Consider the following 19,216-nt stretch of genomic DNA (forward strand, 5'->3'; position numbering starts at 1 on the left):
GCCCCGGGCGAAAAACACAGCATGAATGACCCCAGCAATACCGGTAAACGGCCGCGCGGCGCGCCTATCGCGGAAAGCCTGGCCAAGCTGATCGGCCAGCAGATTGCCGACGGCGTCTACCGCCCGGGCGACAAGCTGCCGTCGCTGCGCGAACTGTCGCAGTTGCACCGCTACGCCAAGAACACCGTGGTGGTGGCGTTTGAAATGCTGGTGGCCCAGGGGCTGGTTGAACCGCGCCGTGGCTCGGGTTTCTTCGTGCTGGACGGCGACTTCGCGCGCAAGGCGGCCGACGAGGAACCCGGCCAATTGAGCCGCGCCATGGACATCGTCTGGCTGATGCGCGAGCAGCTCAAGACGCAGCCCGACGCCGTCCAGGCGGGCGATGGTTTTCCGCCCGTGGAATGGCTGGCCGACATGCGCATGGACCGCTATCACCAGAAGGTGGTGCGCACCGGCCTGGGCGCGCTGTTTCGCTACGGCAGCCGCTTTGGCTACGCGCCGCTGCGCGAAAGCCTGGTGCGCAAGCTGGGCGATGTGGGCGTGAATGTGGCGCCGTCGCAGTTGGTGCTGACCCATGGCGCCAACGAGGCGATGGACCTGGTGATCCGCTACTTTGTGCCGCCGGGCGCGACCGTGCTGGTGGACGACCCGGGCTACTACCCGCTGTTTGGCAAGCTGAAGCTGGCGGGCGTGCGCATGCTGGGCGTGCCGCGCCTGTCGGATGGGCCGGACGTGGTCGCGCTGGAAGCCTTGTTGCAGCGCGAGAAGCCGCGCTTGTTTTTTACGCAGTCGCTGGCGCACAACCCGACCGGGTCGGACATCTCGCTGGCCAAGGCCTACAAGGTGCTGCAATTGTCCGAGCGCTACAACCTGATGATCGTGGAAAACGATGCGCTGGCGGATTTCAAGCCCACGTCCGCCGTGCGGCTGTCGGCGCTGGACCAGTTGGAACGCACGATCTACATCGGCAGTTTTTCTAAGTCGTTCTCGGCGGCGTTGCGCGTGGGCTTCATCGCCTGCAACGCGGCCCTGGCTAGTGACCTGGCCGACCTGAAGGCGCTGGTACACGTCAGCAGTTCGGAATACTGCGAGCGCATGGTGGACGTGATGCTGCGCGAAGGGCATTACGAGCGCCATCTGGCGCGCTTGCGCCAGCGGCTGGAGGCCGCCACCGGCCATGCCTTGCAGGTGTTGGATGCACTGGGGGCCGAGGTATTCGCGCGGCCGACCAGTTCGCTGTATCTATGGTCATCGTTTCCGGGCGTGGCGGACTCGTTGACGTTGGCAACGGATCTGATGCCCGAGAAGGTCATCATGGCGCCGGGCCGCGTGTTCAGCGTGGACCCCACGGCGGTGTCGCCATGGTCGCGGTGCAATGTGGGCGCGATTGGGTCGCCGCGTTTTCGGGCCACGTTGGAAGCGGCGCTGGCGGCGCGGCGTTAGGCGCGTGAGACCGCCGGCTCTTTCTGCTGCCTTCTTCCGCCGTTCTTTCGGTTCAGCGATAAGTGAATTCGTCGAACCACTGCGCCATGCTTGCCTGCGCCGGCGGACTCAGCATGCGCGCGGCGGGCAGGTTGGAAGCACCGCGCGCCGCCTGCACCGCAAAGCGCCGCACACCCCGGCGCGCCAGCGCTTGCGCCATCACCAGCAGCCGTTCCTCGGCCAGCCAATCAGGGTGCCAGGTGATGCGGCATTCAAAGTCCGTACCCGCCGACAGCAACTGCGTCAGGCACGCCATCGCGGGGCGATGGGAATCGCGGCGGCCGGTGATGTCGTCGTAGCCTTGCGCATCGGCCTTGATGTCCAGGCCCACCCAATCCAGATGGCGCAACACATCGGCCAGGCGCAAGGGGTAGATGCCGGCCGTATGCAGGCCCACGCGGTAGCCCATGCGCTTCACGTCGCGGATCAACGACGGCAGGCGGGGTTCGGACAGCGGCTCGCCGCCTGAAAACACCACCGCGTCCAGCAAGCCCGCGCGGTCTTTCAGAAAGGCGCGCGTATCGCGCCAGTCGTAGCGGGCGGCGCGGGTTTGCAGATCGGGGTTGTGGCAGTAGTGGCAGCGCCATGGGCAACCGGCAATAAAGACCACGGCCGCCAATTGGCCAGGCCAATCCACCGTTGAAAACGGAACCAGTCCGCCGATGGCGGGCGCATGCCGGGGCAGGGCTGTTGCCACGGGTAGCGGGGGCGCAGCGCGCGCGGGTCGGCGCGCAACGGGTTCAGTGTTGTTCGACGAAGAAGCGGCGTTCATGGAATTCGCCTTGTTTGCCGGTGTTGAAGGACGTCACGGGGCGGTGATAGCCCATGACGCGGGTCCAGACTTCGCAGCGCACCGGTTCGGGGGCGTTGCCCTCGACCTCGCATTTCGGGCAGACGTCGTGGTGCCCAGCCAGATACCCGTGGTGGGGGCAGATGGAAAACGTGGGTGTGACGGTGATGTAAGGCAGCCGGAAGTTAGTCAGCGCGCGACGCACCAATTCCTTGCATGCCTGGGCGGACGACACGGCCTCGTTCATGTACAGGTGCAGCACGGTGCCGCCCGTGTACTTGCCTTGCAGCGTTTCCTGCAATTGCAGCGCATGGAAGGGGTCGTCGGTATGGCCCACCGGCAATTGGCTGGAGTTGGTGTAGTAGGGTTGGGCGTCGCTACCCGCCTGCAAGATGCCGGGAAAGCGCTTGCGGTCTTCGCGCGCGAAGCGATAGGTGGTGCCTTCGGCGGGTGTGGCTTCCAGGTTGTACAGGTGCCCGGTCTGTTCCTGGAATTCGGTCATGCGCTCGCGCACGCGGTCCAACAGGCGCACCGCCAGCGCGTGGCCGGCCGGCGTGGTGACGTCGTCGGCGTCGTGCGTGAAGTTGCGGATCATCTCGTTGATGCCGTTCACGCCCAGCGTGCTGAAGTGGTTGCGCAAGGTGCCCAGGTAGCGGCGGGTGTAGGGGTACAGGCCTTGATCGATGTAGTGCTGCACCACGCGGCGCTTGGTTTCCAACACGTCACGACCGAGTTCCAGCAGGTGGTCCAGCCGTTGCATCAACCGGGCTTCGTCGCCTTGGCAGGTATGGCCCAGCCGCGCGCAGTTGATGGTGACCACGCCCACGGATCCGGTCTGCTCGGCCGAGCCGAACAAGCCGTTGCCGCGCTTGAGCAATTCGCGCAGGTCCAGTTGCAGGCGGCAGCACATGGACCGCACCATGTGCGGTTCCAGATCCGAATTCAAGAAGTTCTGAAAGTAGGGCAGGCCGTAGCGCGCCGTCATCTCGAACAGGCGCGTGGTGTTGGGGTGGCTCCAATCAAAATCCGGCGTGATGTTGTAGGTGGGTATCGGGAAAGTGAACACGCGGCCCCGGGCGTCGCCGGCCATCATCACTTCGATGTAGGCGCGGTTGATCACGTCCATTTCTGCTTGCAGCTCGCCATAGGCGAAGGGCATTTCCTCGCCGCCCACGTAGGGCACCTGTTCTTTCAGGTCGGCGGGGCAGGTCCAGTCGAAGGTCAGGTTGGTGAAGGGCGTTTGCGTGCCCCAGCGGCTGGGCACGTTCAGGTTGAAAATCAATTCCTGCATGGCCTGCTTCACGTCCGCGTAGGTCATGGCGTCGCGGCGGATGAAGGGGGCCATGTAGGTGTCGAACGAACTGAAGGCTTGCGCGCCCGCCCATTCGTTTTGCAGCGTGCCCAGGAAGTTGACGATCTGGCCGATGGCCGCCGACATATGTTTGGGCGGCGTGGATTCCACCTTGTTGGGCACGCCGTTGAAGCCTTCGGTCAGCAATTGGCGCAACGACCAGCCGGCGCAATAGCCGCTAAGCATGTCCAGGTCATGGATGTGGAGGTCGCCGTCGCGGTGCGCCTGGCCCGCCTCGGGTGTGAACACGTGCGATAGCCAATAGTTGGCCGTAACCTTGCCCGCCACGTTCAGGATCAGGCCGCCCAGGCTGTATCCCTGGTTGGCATTGGCGTTGACGCGCCAATCGCGTTGGTCCAGGTATTCCTCCATGGCGCTTTCCACGTCGACCAGCTTGTTGCGGTCGAAAGAGGCGGAGGGGATGTTGCGGGGGAGCGGGGGCTGTAGAAGCATGGCTGACACCATATGTAGTGGAGTGTCAAAACTCTATCACTACATATGGTGTGAGTGACTGCCCGTGGAAGGCGATGTCAGCCTGGCTTGATGCGGGTCAAACAAGGAAAAACGAAGGGGCAAATCGCAATGCGGCTTTGGCCTGGCGTCAGAAGCCGATGCCGATGCCCGCCAAGGAAATGGCCACGGCGAACGCGGCGGCGCGTGCGGCCGGACGGGGCGCCCACGACAGCATGCCGACCCATAGCAATGCGCCCGCCGACAGCCAGCCCAGCCACGCCACCACGCCTACCGTATTGCCCCACAGGCCCACGCAAGGCAGCAAGGCCAGCGCCAGCAGCAGCACGCCCGCGCCGCGCAGCACGCGCGTGTGACCGGCCGATGGGTCGCGATCCCACACCTGCTCGTAATGGCGCGGCATGGCCAGGCTCAGGCAGGCCATGCCCGAGTAGGTCAGCAGCAAAGCCACTGCAATGGCGAATACGTCGTTCAGGTTCATGCCGCTGCCTTTTGCGTCGCGCGGGGGGTGCGCTGGGCGGGCGCGGACTGGGGCTTCTTCCACATACGGATGGCCGCCCACGCGGATAGTACGCCAACGGCCACGGCGGTGAGTTCGACGCCCGCGCTTTCCCAGTCGCCGCGCGCCATCTGCGCCGCGGTGTGGTCGCCCAATGTGAAGAACGACAGCACCGGCAACAGCAGGCACAGCGCCGCCAGCAAGCCTAGCTGCGTGATCCACGCAAGCCGGGGACGACACAGCCAGGCATGCGCAAGCATCAGCGCCCACAGCCCGAAAAAGCAGCGCAGTTCCCACAACGCACGGTTTTCCAGCGCGACGGGCAGCAGGCGGTTGGCCCAGAAGTAGCCGATGCAAGCCACCGCCAGACCGGCCAGCGCCGCCACGTTCAGGCCTTCGAACAGGCGGTACATGCGCGCGGTGGCCGCGCCGAATTCGTTGCCCAGCTTGGCGCGCCGCTTCACCATGAACAGCACGGCGCCCGTGCCCATCATGGCGGCCCCGGCCAAGCCACACAGGAAGTACAGCCACTTCACGGCCAGCCCGCCAAACGGCGCCATGTGCAGGTCACCCATCACCTGGCGCGTGAGTGCCGGCGCGCCGCCGTTGACGCCGCCCGCCGGGCGCATGCGCAACAGGTCGCCCGTGGCCGCCGAGAATTCGGCCATGCCGGTGGTGGCGCTGATGTTGTGCAAGGCGTCGCTGGCTTCGTTCCAGCCGTAGACCGCAATGCGCATGGAACTGTCTTCCGGGTTCTGGATGACGATGGCGCGCGCGCTTTGGCCGATCATGGCTTCGGCGCGGGCCACCAGCGGTTCCAGCGGCGGCATGGCCAGCGGCTGGCCGGTGCGCACGGGCTTTTCTTCCCCCTGCATTTCGGCCAGGTACAGGCGGGTGGCTTCCATGCCGGCGCCGTACTGCGCCACGACCGGGGCGGGCATCAGTTGCGCGCTGGAAATCACGATGCCGGTGTAGGCAATCATGAACTGGAAGGGCAGCGTCAGCACCGCCACGGCGTTGTGCGCGTCCAGCCACGAACGCTGGCCTTTCTTGGCGCGGAAGGTGAAGAAGTCCTTGAAGATGCGCTTGTGCGTGACCACGCCCGAGATCAGCGCGACCAGCATCGCCATGGTGGCGAACGCCACGATCCACACGCCGAAACGGCTTTCGTGAAGCATGTAGTGGAAGTTCACGAAGTGCGTGCCGCCCATGGTGGCGCGGCCTGCTTCGTCATGATGATCGTCAAGTTCGGCGCCCGTGTCGGGGTCCAGTTCCGCGTCGGCGTACATGCCGTTCTTGTCGAACCAGTAGACCGACAAGCCATTGTCGTGATGCCGGTTAACGGGCCAGATCTCCCACATGCCCGCGCCCGGGTGATGGCGCGCCATGTAGTCCACGGCCAGGTCCAGACGGCGGGCGCGGTCCACGGGCGCGCCTTCCTGCGCCGCCGCCGCCGCCTCGGCCGCGTGGTGCTCGGGCGTCATCCAGTGGGTGATGGGTTCGGCGAAGAGGGCAAGCGAACCGGTCAGGAACACCGTGTACAGCAGCCACGAAAACCACAGGCCGACCCAGGTGTGCAACCAGGCCATGGATAGGCGGAAACCGGATTTCAGAGCGAGCCTCTTGTTGTGGGATTGCCGCGGTGAACGGGCGGGCAATTTTTGTTAATTGAGAATGGTTCCGAGTTTAAGCGAATTAGGGGCGTTGTCGGCGGGTGGGTGGGCATGGCGCTTGCTGAAGCTGCGCGTCATGCCGCCGGGTTTGCGAACGTAGGGCGCAACCGGCGAACCGACCCCGTAAACAAGGAGCCCCTGATGAAACGCAAAGCGGCAAACGCCAAACAAATCAACGAATTGCTGTACCAGGCGCTGGAGACTGAAATCGGCGGCTTGGCCGTGTACGAGACCGCCGTGTCCTGTGCCGTCAACGAAGACCTGAAAAAGGAATGGAAGGAATACCTGGAAGAAACGCGCACGCATCATCGTGTGCTTTTGACCGTGTTTGAACAACTGGGACTTGACCCCGCCAAGCAGACGCCGGGGCGCGAGGTGGTGCGCCATCTTGGCGATTCGATGGTGAAGGCCATGAAGATGGCCGTCAGCGCGGGCGATGCCGATGCCGCGCAGTTGGTGGCGACCGAATGCGTGGTGCTGGCCGAAACCAAGGACCACGCCAACTGGTCGCTGATCGGGCTGCTGGCCGAGCAGCATTCCGGCAAGGAAGCCGCGATTCTGAAACAGGCCCACGACGCGGTGGCGCAGGACGAAGACCACCACCTGTATCACACGCAAGGGTGGTCGCGCGAGCTGTGGGTGGAGTCGCTGGGCTTGCCCGCGGTGCTGCCCCCGCCTGAAGAAGTCAAACAAGTGAAAACCGCCATCGGCGCCTCGCGGGCCGAGCAGGCGCGCGGCGAAATGCTGAAACACTAGGAGAGATTCAATGGCAAGCAAGAAACCCGCAGCCAAGGGCGCCGCTGGCGCATTGCCCACTGCATACATGAACACCGACAGCGGCCCGGCCGCCGGTCCCGCTGGCAAGCCGACCGAGCCCGCGCTAAAGCGCGCGGCCGCCGTGGGCGCCACGGCTGCGTCCATGCCCCACAACGCCAACAAGGCCGCCGAATATGGTGAACAGGCCGCGCGCTGTCCTTACACCGGCGCGCAGACGACGCCGCCGGACCCCTCCGTGGGCGCAAGTTCCTTGTCGGAATCCGAATCCACCGCCAAGACCGGCGACGCCGCCGCGCCGGGGGTCAACGAGGTGCACGGGCGCCTGTCACGGGTGCGTTCGGACGGCAGCGGCCAGCAGTTGACGACTAACCAGGGCGTGCCGGTTGCAGACAACCAGCATTCGCTCAAGGCCGGTCTGCGCGGGCCGGCGCTGCTGAAAGACTTCATCCTGCGCGAAAAAATTACCCACTTCGATCACGAGCGCATTCCCGAGCGCATCGTGCACGCGCGCGGCTCGGCCGCCCACGGTTACTTCGAGTGCTACAAGCCCTTGACCGACCTGACCGCCGCGTCCCTGTTTGCAGAACAAGGCAAGCGCACGCCGGTGTTCGTGCGCTTTTCCACGGTGGCGGGCGAGCGGGGGTCCAAGGACACCGCGCGCGACGTGCGCGGTTTTGCCGTCAAGTTCTATACCGACGAAGGCAACTGGGATCTGGTCGGCAACAACATGCCTGTCTTCTTCATCCAGGACGCGATGAAATTTCCGGACCTGGTGCACGCGGTAAAGCCTGAACCGCACCATGGCATGCCGCAGGCCGCGTCGGCCCACGACACGTTCTGGGACTTTGTGTCCTTGATGCCGGAGTCCACCCACATGCTGATGTGGGTGATGTCCGACCGGGGCATTCCGCGCAGCTATCGGATGATGCAAGGCTTTGGCGTGCATACCTTCCGCTTCGTCAATGCCAGCGGGGAGTCGCGCCTGGTGAAGTTCCACTGGAACCCGGTGCTGGGCACGCATTCGCAGGTATGGGACGAAGCCGTCAAGGTATCGGGGGCCGACCCCGACTTCCACCGCCGCGATCTGTGGGAAGCCATTGACGCGGGCCACGGCCCGGAATGGGAACTGGGTGTGCAGATCTTCACCGAGGAAGACGCCGAGCGCTACAGCTTCGACGTGCTGGACGCCACCAAGATCGTGCCCGAGGAACTGGTGCCCATCACCCCCATCGGCCGCATGGTGCTGGACCGCAATCCCGACAACTTCTTCGCGGAAACCGAGCAGGTGGCCTTCTGTACGGCGCACGTGGTGCCGGGCATCGATTTCACGAACGACCCGCTGTTGGCCGGCCGCATCCATTCGTATGTGGACACGCAAATCTCGCGCTTGGGCGGCCCCAATTTCCATGAAATTCCCATCAACGCGCCGGTGGCGCCGGTCCATAACAACCAGCGCGATGGCATGCATCGCCAGGCCATCCATCGGGGCCGCGTGGCCTACGAACCGAATTCGCTGGCAGGCGGGTGTCCGTTCCAGGCGGGCATGCAGGGCTTTGTGCCGTTCCCCGAGCCGATCGCGGGCGATGAATTGCGCGGGCACCCCGAGAAGTTCGCCGAGCACTACAACCAGGCCGCGCTGTTCTACAACAGCCAGACTGATTGGGAAAAGCAGCACATCATTCACGCCTTCTCGTTTGAGCTGAGCAAGGTGACGGTGCCCGCCATCCGCCAACGCATGGTGGCGTCGCTGCGCAACGTGTCTGACGAACTGGCGCAGGGCGTGGCCGACCTGTTGGGCATGGTCTTGCCCGAACCGATGCCGCGCGCGGCGGCGCAACCGCCCAAGCCGGAAGTCGAGGTGTCACCCGCGTTGTCCCTGACTGCCAGGCCGGGCGATGGCGGCGTGGCCACGCGCAAGGTCGCCATCCTGGTCGCAGAAGGCGTGGACGGCGCGGCCGTGACGGCGGTGGCCGATGCGCTGATCCAGGCGGGCGTGGTGGTGCGCTTGGTGGGCCAACGCATTGGCCCCGTGCAGGCCGAAGGCGGCGGCATGTTCGACGCCGATGCATCGCTGGACAATCATCCGTCCGGGCTGTTCGACGGCGCGGTGGTGCCGGGCGGCGAAGGCGCGGTGACGCGCTTGCAGGCGGATGGCCGCGCGCTGGAGTTCTTGCGCGATGCGTTCCGGCACGGCAAGACCTTGCTGGGTTTGGGCCGGGGAGGGCAGTTGTTCGGGTCGGCCGGCATTGCGCCCAACGAGGCGGACAGCGGCCTGTTGATGGGCGGCGGCGCGCCGGCAAAAAGCGCGGCGGCGTTCATCCAGGCGCTGGCCATGCATCGGCACCCTGAGCGGGAAACGATGCCGCCGATGGTGTAAGGCAGTCTGACGTAAAACGCGCTTGGCCCCGGACGTTTGTAACGCGCTGGGGCCAAGCGTTTTTTTTGGGGGGCGGTTTTGACGCGCTGCTTTTCTGCGCCTTTTTCGCCGCTTACCCCCGCTGTATACCCGCCTACTATTCCAGCTTGATGTCGGCCCGCTTGGCCACGTCGCCAAACGTTTTCACTTCTTTCGCGATCTGGTCCTTGAGCGCCTGGCCCGGCAAATACACGGGTTCCAGCGCCAGGTCCGACACCGCCTTGCGCACTTGCGGGTCCTGCATGATTTTTTCCACCGCGCGGTTCAGCGTATCGATGACCGGCGCGGGCGTGCGCGCGGGGGCGGCCAGCGCGTACCAGCCCACGAACGACACCTGGGGAATGCCGGCTTCCGCGAAGGTGGGCACGTCCGGCAACTGCGGCATGCGGTGCTCGCCGGTGACGGCCAGCGCGCGCACCTTGCCCGCGCGCACCTGCGGCGCGGCGGACGACACGGTATCCACGCCCAGGGACACTTCGCCGCCGATCATCGCGGTGATCAACTGCGCGCTGCCCTTGTACGGCACGGGCATCATCTTCGCGCCGGCGGCCTCGGCGAACATTTCTCCGGCCAGATGCGGTGCGGAGCCCGGCCCAAAGGTGCCGTACATCAGCCCGCCCTTGCTGCTTTGCTGTTTGGCAAGTGCCGCGGCTTCCTGCACCGTGTTGGCCGCCAACCCGTTCTGCGCCAGCAGCACCACCGGCGCCATGGCGACGATGCCGATGTGTTCGAAGCTACGCAACGGGTCGTAGGGCAACGACGGTTTCAGCGCCGGCAGCACCGTGTACGTGGTGCTGCCCGATAGCAGCAAGGTGTAGCCGTCGGGTTGCGCGCGTGCCACCGCGTCGGCGCCGATCACCGTGGACGCGCCGGGGCGGTTCTCGACAATGACCGACTGGCCCAGGCTGCCCGACAGCTTGTTGGCCAAGAGCCGCGCCACCGCATCGGTGGCGCCGCCGGGCGTGAACGGCACGACGATCTTGATCGCCTGCTCGGGATAGGCGGCGTGGGCCTCGCCCGCATAGGCGGCGACGGCAAGGTTGAACGCCATCACGGCGGCACAAAATCTAGCGGTCATTGCAACGCTCTCGGTCAGTCAGAAAAAAAATCGGAATGCGGTCACGCCGCCGTGGCGGCCGCGATCTGGCACAGGCTTTGGCCTTGATCGCCCAGGTCCCAGTACAAACCCGCCATGATGGCCAGCCCTTCGCGCGCCACGCTGCCCAGCAGATGTTCGTTGGGCGCATGCTGCGCGCAGGCGGGGTAGGAATGCGGCACCCACAGCGTGGGCAGGCCCAGCAGGTCGGCAAAAATTTCATTGGGTAGCGAGCCACCCAGGTTCGGCAGCAGCGCGGGGCGCTTGCCGGTGGTGCGTTCCAGCGACGCGGCGGCCCAGCGCACCCAGGCGTTGTCGGGCGATAGACGGGTTGCGCCGCCCTGCATGCCGATGCGCACTTGCACGGCTTCAAACCCGCCTTGGCGCAGGTGTTCGCGCACATGGGTTTCCAGCGCGCGCCAATCGGTGCCGACCACAAAACGCAGTTGGCACCACGCCACGGCCTCTGGCGGAATCGCGTTGACCGGCTTGGCGGGGTCGCCCGCGCCAAAGGTCAGCACGTCCAGGCTGTTCCAGCCAAACACTTTTTCAGGCGCGGACAGGCCGGGTTCGCCCCACCAATGGTTGATTTCGGGGTCGTCTTCGCCACCGCCCACGTCCAGGTCGGCCAAGGCGGCGGCCACGGCGGCGGGGATGGGAGGCGGACGCAAGCCCGGCACGGTGATGCGGCCTTGCGCGTCCACCATCGTACCGATGGCGTGCATCAGCACGATGGCCGGGTTGGCCAGCAAGCCGCCCCAGTTGCCCGAGTGATAGCCGCGTTCGCGTGCGCGTAAGGACAGTTCAAAGTTCACCGCGCCGCGCGAGCCCATGAACAGGGTGGGGCGCGCCGCACGCAGGCGCGGGCCGTCGCTGGCAATGAAGACGTCGGCGGCCAAGGCATCGCGCTGCGCATCGCAGAACGCGGCCAAGCCGGGCGACCCGGCTTCCTCGCCGGTCTCGATCAGCCAGGTGGCGTTAAAGCCCAGCTTGCCGCCGCGTGCGGCGATCACGTGCCGCAACGCTTCCAGGTTGATGGAATGCTGACCCTTGTTGTCGGCGGTGCCGCGTCCATACCAGCGGTCGCCGTCCACTTGCAGGCGCCACGGGTCGCGCCCGGCTTCCCATTTGGCGGCATTGCCGCGCACCACGTCGCCATGCCCATACATCAGCACGGTCGGCAGCCCCGGCTGTTCCACGCGGCGCGCCACCAGAATGGGCAGGTCGACGCCGGCGGGGTTGGCGTGCACCTCACAGGTGAAGCCCAACTCGGTCAGCGTCGGAATCAAGTCCTGATTCAGGTAGGCGTGCTGGGTGGGCGCCTGGTCCGGCACCTCGCTTTCCGTGGCGTAGGCGACGCGGCGCGCCAGCGTGGATTCAAGGGTGCCATTGTCGAAGGCTTCGACGGCTTGCAGGACGGCTTGTTCGCGGTTCACGGCGGCTCTCGAGACGCAAGGATGCAAAAGAAGGCACAAAGTTATTACGCATCGGTACATGCCACAATTAGATAATTAGCACCTTTGCATTGCCTTTTTGGCATGCTTTGGAATCGCATGATGGAATTGCATGACGGGAAGGCAACATGATTTCACTGGGTCTACGGTATTTTCTGGAGGTGGCGCGCTGCGGCTCGATCGCGGGCGCGGCGGCGGCGCAGCATGTGGCTGCCTCCGCAGTCAGCCGCCAGATCGCCAAACTGGAAGACGGGCTGGGCATTGCGCTGTTCGAACGCCAGGCGCGCGGCATGGAGCTGAGCGAAGCCGGACGCCAGCTTGCCGCCTATGCCAACGCCGCGGCCCTGGAGGCCGAGCGCGTCACCACCGAAATCCGCCAGCGCAGCCACGTGGGCGACGTCACGATTCGGCTGGCGTGCACCGAAGGCTTCGCGCATCACTTCCTGCCGCTTTGCATGGCCGAGTTCAAACACATGCGGCCCGAGGCACGCTTCCATCTGCACGTGGAACGCCCGGAAGAGGTCAGCCGGCATATTCTGGAAGGCCTGGCGCAGATGGCCCTGCGCTACACCACCGCGCAGGACGACCGCCTGAAAACAGAATTGCTGACCCGCGCACCCGTCTACGCCGTGATGTGCCGCAAGCACCCGCTGGCCGGCCGCCGCAGCGTCAGCATGCGCGACCTGGTGAATTTTCCGCTGTCACTGGGCGACCAGGGCACCACGGTGCGGCAACTGTTCGACGCCGCCTGCGCCAACGCCGGCCTGCACATCGAACCCGCCTACGTCTCGAACCATTCCGCCGCGTTCCTGCCCATGCTGCCGGGCAGCCAGATCGTTGCCCTGTCCGGCTACCTGACGCTGATGGGGCAACTGGGTGTCGAAGGCGAGCTTGCGGCGGTGCCGTTCAGCAATCCGGAAATGCGGCAGCGAAGCATCCAGGTACTGACCTTGCAGGGCAGAACCCTGCCGCTGCTGGCGCGGGAGTTTTTGGCGTTCATGGCTGATCGTTTGACGGCTGCGCCGAGGTGGCCGGAGTAGCGCGCCCCACACCCCCCACCTTCAACCGCAGCCTTTCCAGCGCCAAATAAACAATCGGCGTCGTATACAGCGTCAAGAACTGGCTGATCATCAGGCCCCCCACGATGGCGATGCCCAGGGGGCGGCGCAGTTCCGAGCCTTCGCCCATGCCCAGCACCAGGGGCAGCGCGCCCAGCAGGCCGGCCAGGTTGGTCATGACGATGGGGCGCAGGCGCAGCATGGCGGCGCGGTGGATGGCTTGTTCGGGGGGCAGGCCTTCGCGGCGTTCCAGGCTGAGGGCGAAGTCGATCATCAGGATGGCGTTCTTCATCACGATGCCCACCAGCAGGAAAAGGCCCAGCAGCGCGATCAGCGTGAATTCGATGTTGGCGAGGCGCAAGGCCAGCAGCGCGCCCACGCCGGCAGACGGCAGGGTGGACAGGATGGTCAGCGGGTGCAACGGGCTTTCGTACAGAATGCCCAGCACCAGGTAGATGGCAATCAGCACGGCCAGGATCAGCCAGGGTTGGTCTTGCAGGCTTTGCTGGAAATTGCGGGCGTCGCCGCCCAGGCGCGTCTGGATGGTGGACGGCACCATCAAGCTGGCCAGCGTGGCGTCGATGGCGGCCAGGCCCTGTTCCAGCGACACGCCGGGCGCCAGCGAAAAGCCCACGCCCACGGCCGCGAACAGGCCATCGTGGAAGACGCGGTCGTTGACCAGGCCGTTTTCATACGTGGCGAAGGCGGTCAGCGGAATGCGGGTGCCGTCGGCCGCCACCACCTGCACCTGTTCCAGCACTTCGGGGTCTTCGGTGTAGCGCGGGTCCAGCTCCAGCACCACGCGGTACTGGTTCATGGCGTCGTACATCGTCGCCACCTGCCGTTGGCTGAATGAATTGCTCAAGACGCTGCTGATCGTATTCATGTCCACGCCCAGCCGTTGCGCCGCGCTGCGGTCGATGTTGATCACGACCTGCTGCGTGGCGCCGTCGCCTTCGGCATCCACGTCGCGCAGTTCGGGGATTTCCTGCATGGCCTTGGAGATCTTGCGTGACCATTGCCGCAGCGTGGGCACGTCGCTGGCCATGATGGCCAGTTCGTGGTCGCCGGAATTGCCGAAGCCGCCGGGCATGCGCAAGTCTTGATCGACGTTCAGGAAGAACATGCCGCCCGGCACGGCCGGCGCGTTGGTGCGCAGCCAGTTGATGACCTCGGTGGACGATTCCCCACGTTCGGCCACGGGTTTTAGCCGGATCAAAAACAGCGAATTGCTGATGCCCAGGTTGCCGCCGTTGTAGCCGATGACGTCTTGCACGGCGGGGTGCTTCAACACCAGTTGGCGGTACTGGTCGATTTTGGGTTGCATCACCTGGAACGAAAAGCCGTCATCGCCCCGCACGAAGCCCATCAGTTGGCCGGTGTCTTGCACCGGCAGAAAGCCCTTGGGCGCGTCGATGTACAGATACACGTTCAGGCCAACCACGGCGGCCAGCAGCACCAAAGTCAGGCGCGCATGGCCCAGCACGCGGGCGAGCGATCTGCCGTACCAATCATGCACGCGCGCAAAGGCGGCCTGCATGCGGGAAGGGCGCGGCGGGGCTGCGGTGGGGTCGGTGGGGTCGGGATGGGCGGCTGGCTTCAACCAGCGCGCGCACAAGGCCGGGATGATGGCCACCGACACCACCAGCGATATCACCGTGGCCGCGACCAGCGTGATGGAGAACTCGCGGAACAGGCGTTCCACCAGCCCGCCCATGAACAGGATGGACACGAAGACCACGCTCAGCGCCACCGTCATCGCCACCAGCGTGAAGCCCACTTCGCGCACGCCGCGCAGCGCGGCCTTGGTGGGCGACAGGCCGCGTTCGATGTGGCGTGAAATGTTTTCCAGAACCACGATGGCGTCATCCACCACCAGCCCGGCGGCCACGATCAGCGCCATCAGCGACAGGTTGTTCAGCGAAAACCCCCAGGCGTGCATGACGGCGAAGGTGGCGATCAGGCACACCGGAATCGCCACGCTGGGGATGGCCGCCGCGCGCGCGTTGCCCAGGAACAGCCAGACCACCAGGATGACCAGCCCGGTCGCCAGCCCCAGCGTGATGTGGGCTTCGCGCAGGGTGGCGTTGATGCCGGGCGAGCGGTCCAGCGCCACGGTCAGGTCCACGTCGGCGGGCATCAGCGCGCGCAGGCCGGGGAGGGCGTCGTTGATGGCGCCGATGGTTTCAATGATGTTTGCGCCGGTCTGGCGGCTGATGGTCAGCACTACGGCGGGGTTCTGGTTATGAAAACCGCTGCTGTAGCGGTTTTCGACGGAATCGCTGACGCGCGCCACTTGCGACAGGCGGATCACCGCGCCGTCTTCATGGCGCACGATCAGGCTGCCGTATTCCGGGGCGGTGCGCGGCTGTTCGGGCGTGCCCACTTCCCAGCGCTGGCCAGCCGAATCCAATTGGCCCAGCGGGCGCATGGGCGCGGCATCGGAGATGGCGTTGCGCACATCGTCCAGCGCCACGCCGTAGTGCGCCAGGGCGTTCGGGTTGACCTGCACGCGCACGGCGGGCAGCGAGCTGCCGCCCATCGTGACTTCGCCCACGCCGTTGATCTGCGACAGCTTTTGCGCCAGCACCGTCGATCCCAGGTCATAAAGCTGGCCGGCGGGGCGCGTGGCCGAACTGAGCGCCAGCGCCATAATGGGCGCTTGTGACGGGTTGACCTTGCGGTAGCTGGGGTTTTGCGGCATGCCCGCGGGCAGGTCGCCGCGCGACGCGTTGATGGCGGCTTGAACGTCGCGGGCGGCTTCGTTGATGTCGCGGTCCAGTTCAAACTGCAACTGCACGCGGGTGGCGCCCTGGTTGCTGGACGAGGTCATGGCGCTGACGCCGGCGATGCTGCCCAAGGCGCGCTCAAGCGGCGCGGCCACAGTGCTGGCCATGCTTTCCGGGCTGGCGCCGGGGAGTTCGGCGCGCACTTCAATCGTGGGGAAATCCACCTGCGGCAAGGGGGCAACGGGCAGCAGCCGCCACGCCACCGCGCCCAGCAAGGTCAGCGCCAACGCCAGAAAGATGCAGGCGATGGGGCGATGCAGCAGCGCGCGTATCATGGCTGCGGCCCGTCAGCCTTTGCCGGCGTGTTCGCCACGCCGCCGCGCCGCTGGCCCAGCCTGTGAAAGAACAGATAGACGGCGGGCGTGGTGAACAGCGTCAGCACCTGGCTGACCAGCAGCCCGCCCACCATCACCCAGCCCAGCGGCTGGCGCAGTTCGGCGCCCGAGCCCGTGGCCAGCATCAGCGGCAGCGCGCCGAACAGCGCGGCCAGCGTGGTCATCAAGATGGGCCGCAGGCGCAGCAGCGCGGCTTCACGGATGGCGTCTTGCGGCGCCAGGCCGCGCGAGCGCTCGGCTTCCAGCGCAAAGTCCACCATCATGATGCCGTTCTTTTTCACCAGCCCGATCAGCAGGATGATGCCGATGACGGCAATCAGGTCCAGCGGCCGTCCCGTGATCAGCAGCGCCAACAGCGCGCCGACGGTGGCCGACGGCAGGGTCGACAGAATGGTGATGGGATGGATGGCGCTTTCATACAGCATGCCCAGCACCAGATACATCGTGACCACCGCCGCCAGCATCAGCCACAGCGTGTTGGACAGCGAGGCCTGGAACGCAGACGCCGCGCCTTGCAGGCGCAGTTCCACGCTGGGCGGCATGGCGATGTCGGCCTTGGCGGTGTCGATGGCGGCAATGGCCTCGCCCAAGGACCCGCCGGGCGGCAGGTTGAACGACAGGTTCACCGCCGGAAACTGCGACAGGTGATTGATGGCCAGCGGCACGGCGCGTTCGCTGACCGTGGCCAGGGCCGACAGCGGAATCGCCTGCCCGTCTTCGGTTTGCAGGTGGATACGTTCCAGCGCGTCGGGGCTGAGCGCCAGCTTGCGGTCCACTTCCAGCACCACGCGGTACTGGTTGGACTGCGTGAACAGCGTGGCCACCTGGCGTTGGCCGAAGGCGTTGTACAGCGCCTGCACCACATCGTCCATCGTCACGCCCAGCCGCGCCGCCGTGTCGCGCGACACTTGCAGATAGGCTTGGCGGCCATTGCCTTGCAGGTCGGACGACACCTCGGCCAAGGCGGGCGATTGGGCCAGCCGCTGCATCAGCGCCTGGCTCCATTGCGCCAGCAGTGCGCTATCGGGCGAGGTCAGGGTGAATTGATACTGGCCCCGGCTGACGCGGTCTTCGATGTTCAGTTCCTGCACCGGCTGCAAGAACAGCGAGATGCCGTGGACCTGGCGGGCGCGCTCGTCCAGCCGCGCCATCACGTCCGCCAGCGGCGCGCTGCGCTCGCTCCAGGGCTTCAGGTTTATCAGCAAACGCCCCGTGTTCAGCGTGGTGTTCATGGCGTCGATGCCGATGAAGGACGACAGGCTTTGCACGTCCGGGTCGGCCAGCAGGCTTTCCGCCACGGCTTGCTGGCGGCGCGACATGGCCTCGAACGAGGTGCTTTGCGCCGACTGCGTCACGCCTTGCAGCACGCCGCCGTCCTGCACCGGAAAGAAGCCCTTGGGCACGGCCAGGTACAGCAGCCCGGTCAACACCACGGTGCCCACCATGACCAGCAGCGTCAGGCGCTGGTGGCGCAGCGTCACGTCCAGCCAACCCGCGTAGCGCGCCTGAACGCGGTCCAGGAAGCCGGGTTTGTCGGATGCCACATGTGCGGGCAACAGGCGCGCGCACATCATCGGCGTAAGCGTCAGCGACACCGCCAGCGATATCAGGATGGCCACCGCCAGCGTGATGGCGAATTCCCGAAACAGCCGGCCGACCACGTCTTCCATGAACAGCAGCGGGATCAGCACGGCAATCAAGGACAAGGTCAGCGACACAAGCGTGAAGCCGATCTGCCCGGCGCCTTTCAGCGCGGCGGCCATCGGGCTGTGCCCCTGCTCGCGATACCGCGCGATGTTCTCCAGCATGACGATGGCGTCGTCCACCACGAAGCCCGCGCCGATGGTCAGCGCCATCAAGGTCAGGTTGTTGGTGGAAAAGCCCGCCAGGTGCATGAAGCCGAAGGTGCCGATCAAGGACAGCGGCACGGCCAGGCTGGGTATCAGCGTGGCGGGCAGGTTGCGCAGGAACAGAAAGGTGACCAGCACCACCAGCCCCACGGCGAACACCAGTTCCCATTGCACGCCCCGCACCGACGCGCGAATGCTTTCGGTGCGGTCGGTCAGGATGCGCACCTGCGCGGCGGCCGGCAGGCTGGCCGTCAACTGGGGCAGCAGGGCTTTTACCTGGTCCGCCACCGCAATGACGTTGGCGCCCGGCTGACGCTGGATGTTGACCAGCACGGCGGGCTGCTTGTCGACCCAGGCGGCCAGGTAGCGGTCTTCGGCGCCGTCTTCAATGGTAGCGACCTGGCCCAGCCGCACCGGCGCGCCGTTCTTCCAGGCCACGATCAGTTCGCGGTATTCGTCGGCGCTTTGCAGTTGGTCGTTTGCGTCCATGATGACCGAGCGCACCGGCCCGTCGAAGCTGCCCTTGGGCTGGTTCGAGTTCGCCTTGGAGATGGCGTCCTGCACGTCGGACAATTGGAGTCCGCGCGCGGCCAGCGCCATCGGGTTGACCTGCACGCGCACGGCGGGCCGCTGGCCGCCGGCCAGGCTCACCATGCCCACGCCGGACAACTGCGACAGGCGCTGCGTCATGCGGGTGTCGACCAGGTCGTACACCGTGGGCAGCGGCAACGAATCAGAGGTCACCGCCAGCGTCAGGATGGGCACGTCGGCCGGGTTGACCTTGCGGTACACGGGCGGGGTGGGCAAGTCGGACGGCAGCAGCGAGCCGCTGGCGCTGATGGCCGCCTGCACTTCCTGCTCGGCCACGCCCAGCGAGACGTCCAACGAAAACTGCAAGGTGATCACCGAGATGCCACTGCCGCTGGTGGAAGACATCTGCTTCAAGCCCGGTATCTGCCCAAAGCGGCGCTCCAGCGGCGCCGTGACCGCGCGCGCCGTCACGGTGGGGCTGGCACCGGGATACTGCGTGGTGACCTGGATGATGGGGTAGTCCACCTGCGGCAGCGCGGCCACGGGCAGCATGCGCCACGCCAGGATGCCCGACAGCAGCAGGGCGATCATCAGGAAGGACGTCGCCACCGGACGCAGGATGAAGGGGCGTGACAGGCTCATGC

Annotated in this window: 12 protein-coding genes; 4 read left to right on the top strand and 8 right to left on the bottom strand. The window is 65.9% G+C overall.

The genetic code is table 11. The features are described from left to right. The first annotated feature begins 21 nt into the window (after positions 1–21). A complete protein-coding gene (locus CVS48_RS17615) occupies positions 22–1,443 on the top strand; it encodes an aminotransferase-like domain-containing protein (RefSeq protein ID WP_100857716.1) in 1,422 nt (473 codons plus the stop codon). A gap of 52 nt (positions 1,444–1,495) precedes the next feature. Here the strand turns inward: CVS48_RS17615 and CVS48_RS17620 are convergent, their stop codons facing one another. The 4 genes from CVS48_RS17620 to CVS48_RS17635 all read right to left on the bottom strand — a co-directional run bounded on the left by CVS48_RS17620 (position 1,496) and on the right by CVS48_RS17635 (position 6,182). Beyond that, positions 1,496–2,254: an anaerobic ribonucleoside-triphosphate reductase activating protein gene (locus tag CVS48_RS17620; RefSeq protein WP_100855553.1), complete on the bottom strand. Its 759-nt coding sequence runs from the start codon at positions 2,252–2,254 to the stop codon at positions 1,496–1,498. Continuing rightward, positions 2,223–4,088: a ribonucleoside triphosphate reductase gene (locus CVS48_RS17625; protein WP_425265764.1), complete on the bottom strand. Its 1,866-nt coding sequence runs from the start codon at positions 4,086–4,088 to the stop codon at positions 2,223–2,225. The genes CVS48_RS17620 and CVS48_RS17625 overlap by 32 nt, the downstream gene beginning before the upstream one ends. Before the next feature lie 136 nt (positions 4,089–4,224). After that, on the bottom strand, positions 4,225–4,575 hold the full coding sequence (locus tag CVS48_RS17630) for a DUF3325 domain-containing protein (RefSeq protein WP_100855554.1): 351 nt from the start codon (positions 4,573–4,575) through the stop codon (positions 4,225–4,227). Further along, positions 4,572–6,182 (bottom strand): PepSY-associated TM helix domain-containing protein, encoded by a 1,611-nt coding sequence (locus tag CVS48_RS17635; protein ID WP_100855555.1) that lies wholly within the window; start codon positions 6,180–6,182, stop codon positions 4,572–4,574. The genes CVS48_RS17630 and CVS48_RS17635 overlap by 4 nt, the downstream gene beginning before the upstream one ends. Before the next feature lie 225 nt (positions 6,183–6,407). Here CVS48_RS17635 and CVS48_RS17640 point away from each other — a divergent pair, with 225 nt between their 5' ends. Continuing rightward, positions 6,408–7,022 (top strand): hypothetical protein, encoded by a 615-nt coding sequence (locus CVS48_RS17640; protein WP_100855556.1) that lies wholly within the window; start codon positions 6,408–6,410, stop codon positions 7,020–7,022. A 10-nt stretch (positions 7,023–7,032) separates the two neighbouring features. Then, positions 7,033–9,420 (top strand): catalase, encoded by a 2,388-nt coding sequence (locus CVS48_RS17645; RefSeq protein WP_100855557.1) that lies wholly within the window; start codon positions 7,033–7,035, stop codon positions 9,418–9,420. A gap of 136 nt (positions 9,421–9,556) precedes the next feature. Here the strand turns inward: CVS48_RS17645 and CVS48_RS17650 are convergent, their stop codons facing one another. Both CVS48_RS17650 and CVS48_RS17655 read right to left on the bottom strand, forming a co-directional pair. Then, entirely contained in the window at positions 9,557–10,537 is a 981-nt protein-coding gene (locus CVS48_RS17650) for a Bug family tripartite tricarboxylate transporter substrate binding protein (RefSeq protein WP_100855558.1), read from the bottom strand. Between the two features lie 41 nt (positions 10,538–10,578). Beyond that, positions 10,579–11,991 (bottom strand): M20 family metallopeptidase, encoded by a 1,413-nt coding sequence (locus CVS48_RS17655; protein WP_100855559.1) that lies wholly within the window; start codon positions 11,989–11,991, stop codon positions 10,579–10,581. A 146-nt stretch (positions 11,992–12,137) separates the two neighbouring features. Here CVS48_RS17655 and CVS48_RS17660 point away from each other — a divergent pair, with 146 nt between their 5' ends. Further along, complete coding sequence (locus tag CVS48_RS17660; RefSeq protein ID WP_100855560.1) at positions 12,138–13,049, top strand: LysR family transcriptional regulator; 912 nt, start codon at positions 12,138–12,140, stop codon at positions 13,047–13,049. On the opposite strand, the gene CVS48_RS17665 is transcribed toward CVS48_RS17660, so the two are convergent. Both CVS48_RS17665 and CVS48_RS17670 read right to left on the bottom strand, forming a co-directional pair. After that, a complete protein-coding gene (locus CVS48_RS17665; protein WP_100855561.1) occupies positions 13,006–16,131 on the bottom strand; it encodes an efflux RND transporter permease subunit in 3,126 nt (1,041 codons plus the stop codon). The genes CVS48_RS17660 and CVS48_RS17665 overlap by 44 nt on opposite strands. Next, positions 16,128–19,214, bottom strand: a complete 3,087-nt coding sequence (locus CVS48_RS17670) for a multidrug efflux RND transporter permease subunit (protein WP_100855562.1) — start codon at positions 19,212–19,214, stop codon at positions 16,128–16,130. The genes CVS48_RS17665 and CVS48_RS17670 overlap by 4 nt, the downstream gene beginning before the upstream one ends. Positions 19,215–19,216: the final 2 nt, after the last annotated feature.

Origin of the sequence: Achromobacter spanius (genome assembly GCF_002812705.1) — a bacterium.
Taxonomy (GTDB): domain Bacteria; phylum Pseudomonadota; class Gammaproteobacteria; order Burkholderiales; family Burkholderiaceae_B; genus Achromobacter; species Achromobacter spanius.

What these genes read in the sequence shown, in the direction of transcription:
- CVS48_RS17615 (WP_100857716.1), top strand. Translation starts at nt 22, where the DNA reads ATGAATGACCCCAGCAATACCGGTAAACGGCCGCGCGGCGCGCCTATC.
- CVS48_RS17620 (WP_100855553.1), bottom strand. Translation starts at nt 2,254, where the DNA reads ATGAACGCCGCTTCTTCGTCGAACAACACTGAACCCGTTGCGCGCCGA.
- CVS48_RS17625 (WP_425265764.1), bottom strand. Translation starts at nt 4,088, where the DNA reads ATGGTGTCAGCCATGCTTCTACAGCCCCCGCTCCCCCGCAACATCCCC.
- CVS48_RS17630 (WP_100855554.1), bottom strand. Translation starts at nt 4,575, where the DNA reads ATGAACCTGAACGACGTATTCGCCATTGCAGTGGCTTTGCTGCTGACC.
- CVS48_RS17635 (WP_100855555.1), bottom strand. Translation starts at nt 6,182, where the DNA reads ATGGCCTGGTTGCACACCTGGGTCGGCCTGTGGTTTTCGTGGCTGCTG.
- CVS48_RS17640 (WP_100855556.1), top strand. Translation starts at nt 6,408, where the DNA reads ATGAAACGCAAAGCGGCAAACGCCAAACAAATCAACGAATTGCTGTAC.
- CVS48_RS17645 (WP_100855557.1), top strand. Translation starts at nt 7,033, where the DNA reads ATGGCAAGCAAGAAACCCGCAGCCAAGGGCGCCGCTGGCGCATTGCCC.
- CVS48_RS17650 (WP_100855558.1), bottom strand. Translation starts at nt 10,537, where the DNA reads ATGACCGCTAGATTTTGTGCCGCCGTGATGGCGTTCAACCTTGCCGTC.
- CVS48_RS17660 (WP_100855560.1), top strand. Translation starts at nt 12,138, where the DNA reads ATGATTTCACTGGGTCTACGGTATTTTCTGGAGGTGGCGCGCTGCGGC.
- CVS48_RS17665 (WP_100855561.1), bottom strand. Translation starts at nt 16,131, where the DNA reads ATGATACGCGCGCTGCTGCATCGCCCCATCGCCTGCATCTTTCTGGCG.
- CVS48_RS17670 (WP_100855562.1), bottom strand. Translation starts at nt 19,214, where the DNA reads ATGAGCCTGTCACGCCCCTTCATCCTGCGTCCGGTGGCGACGTCCTTC.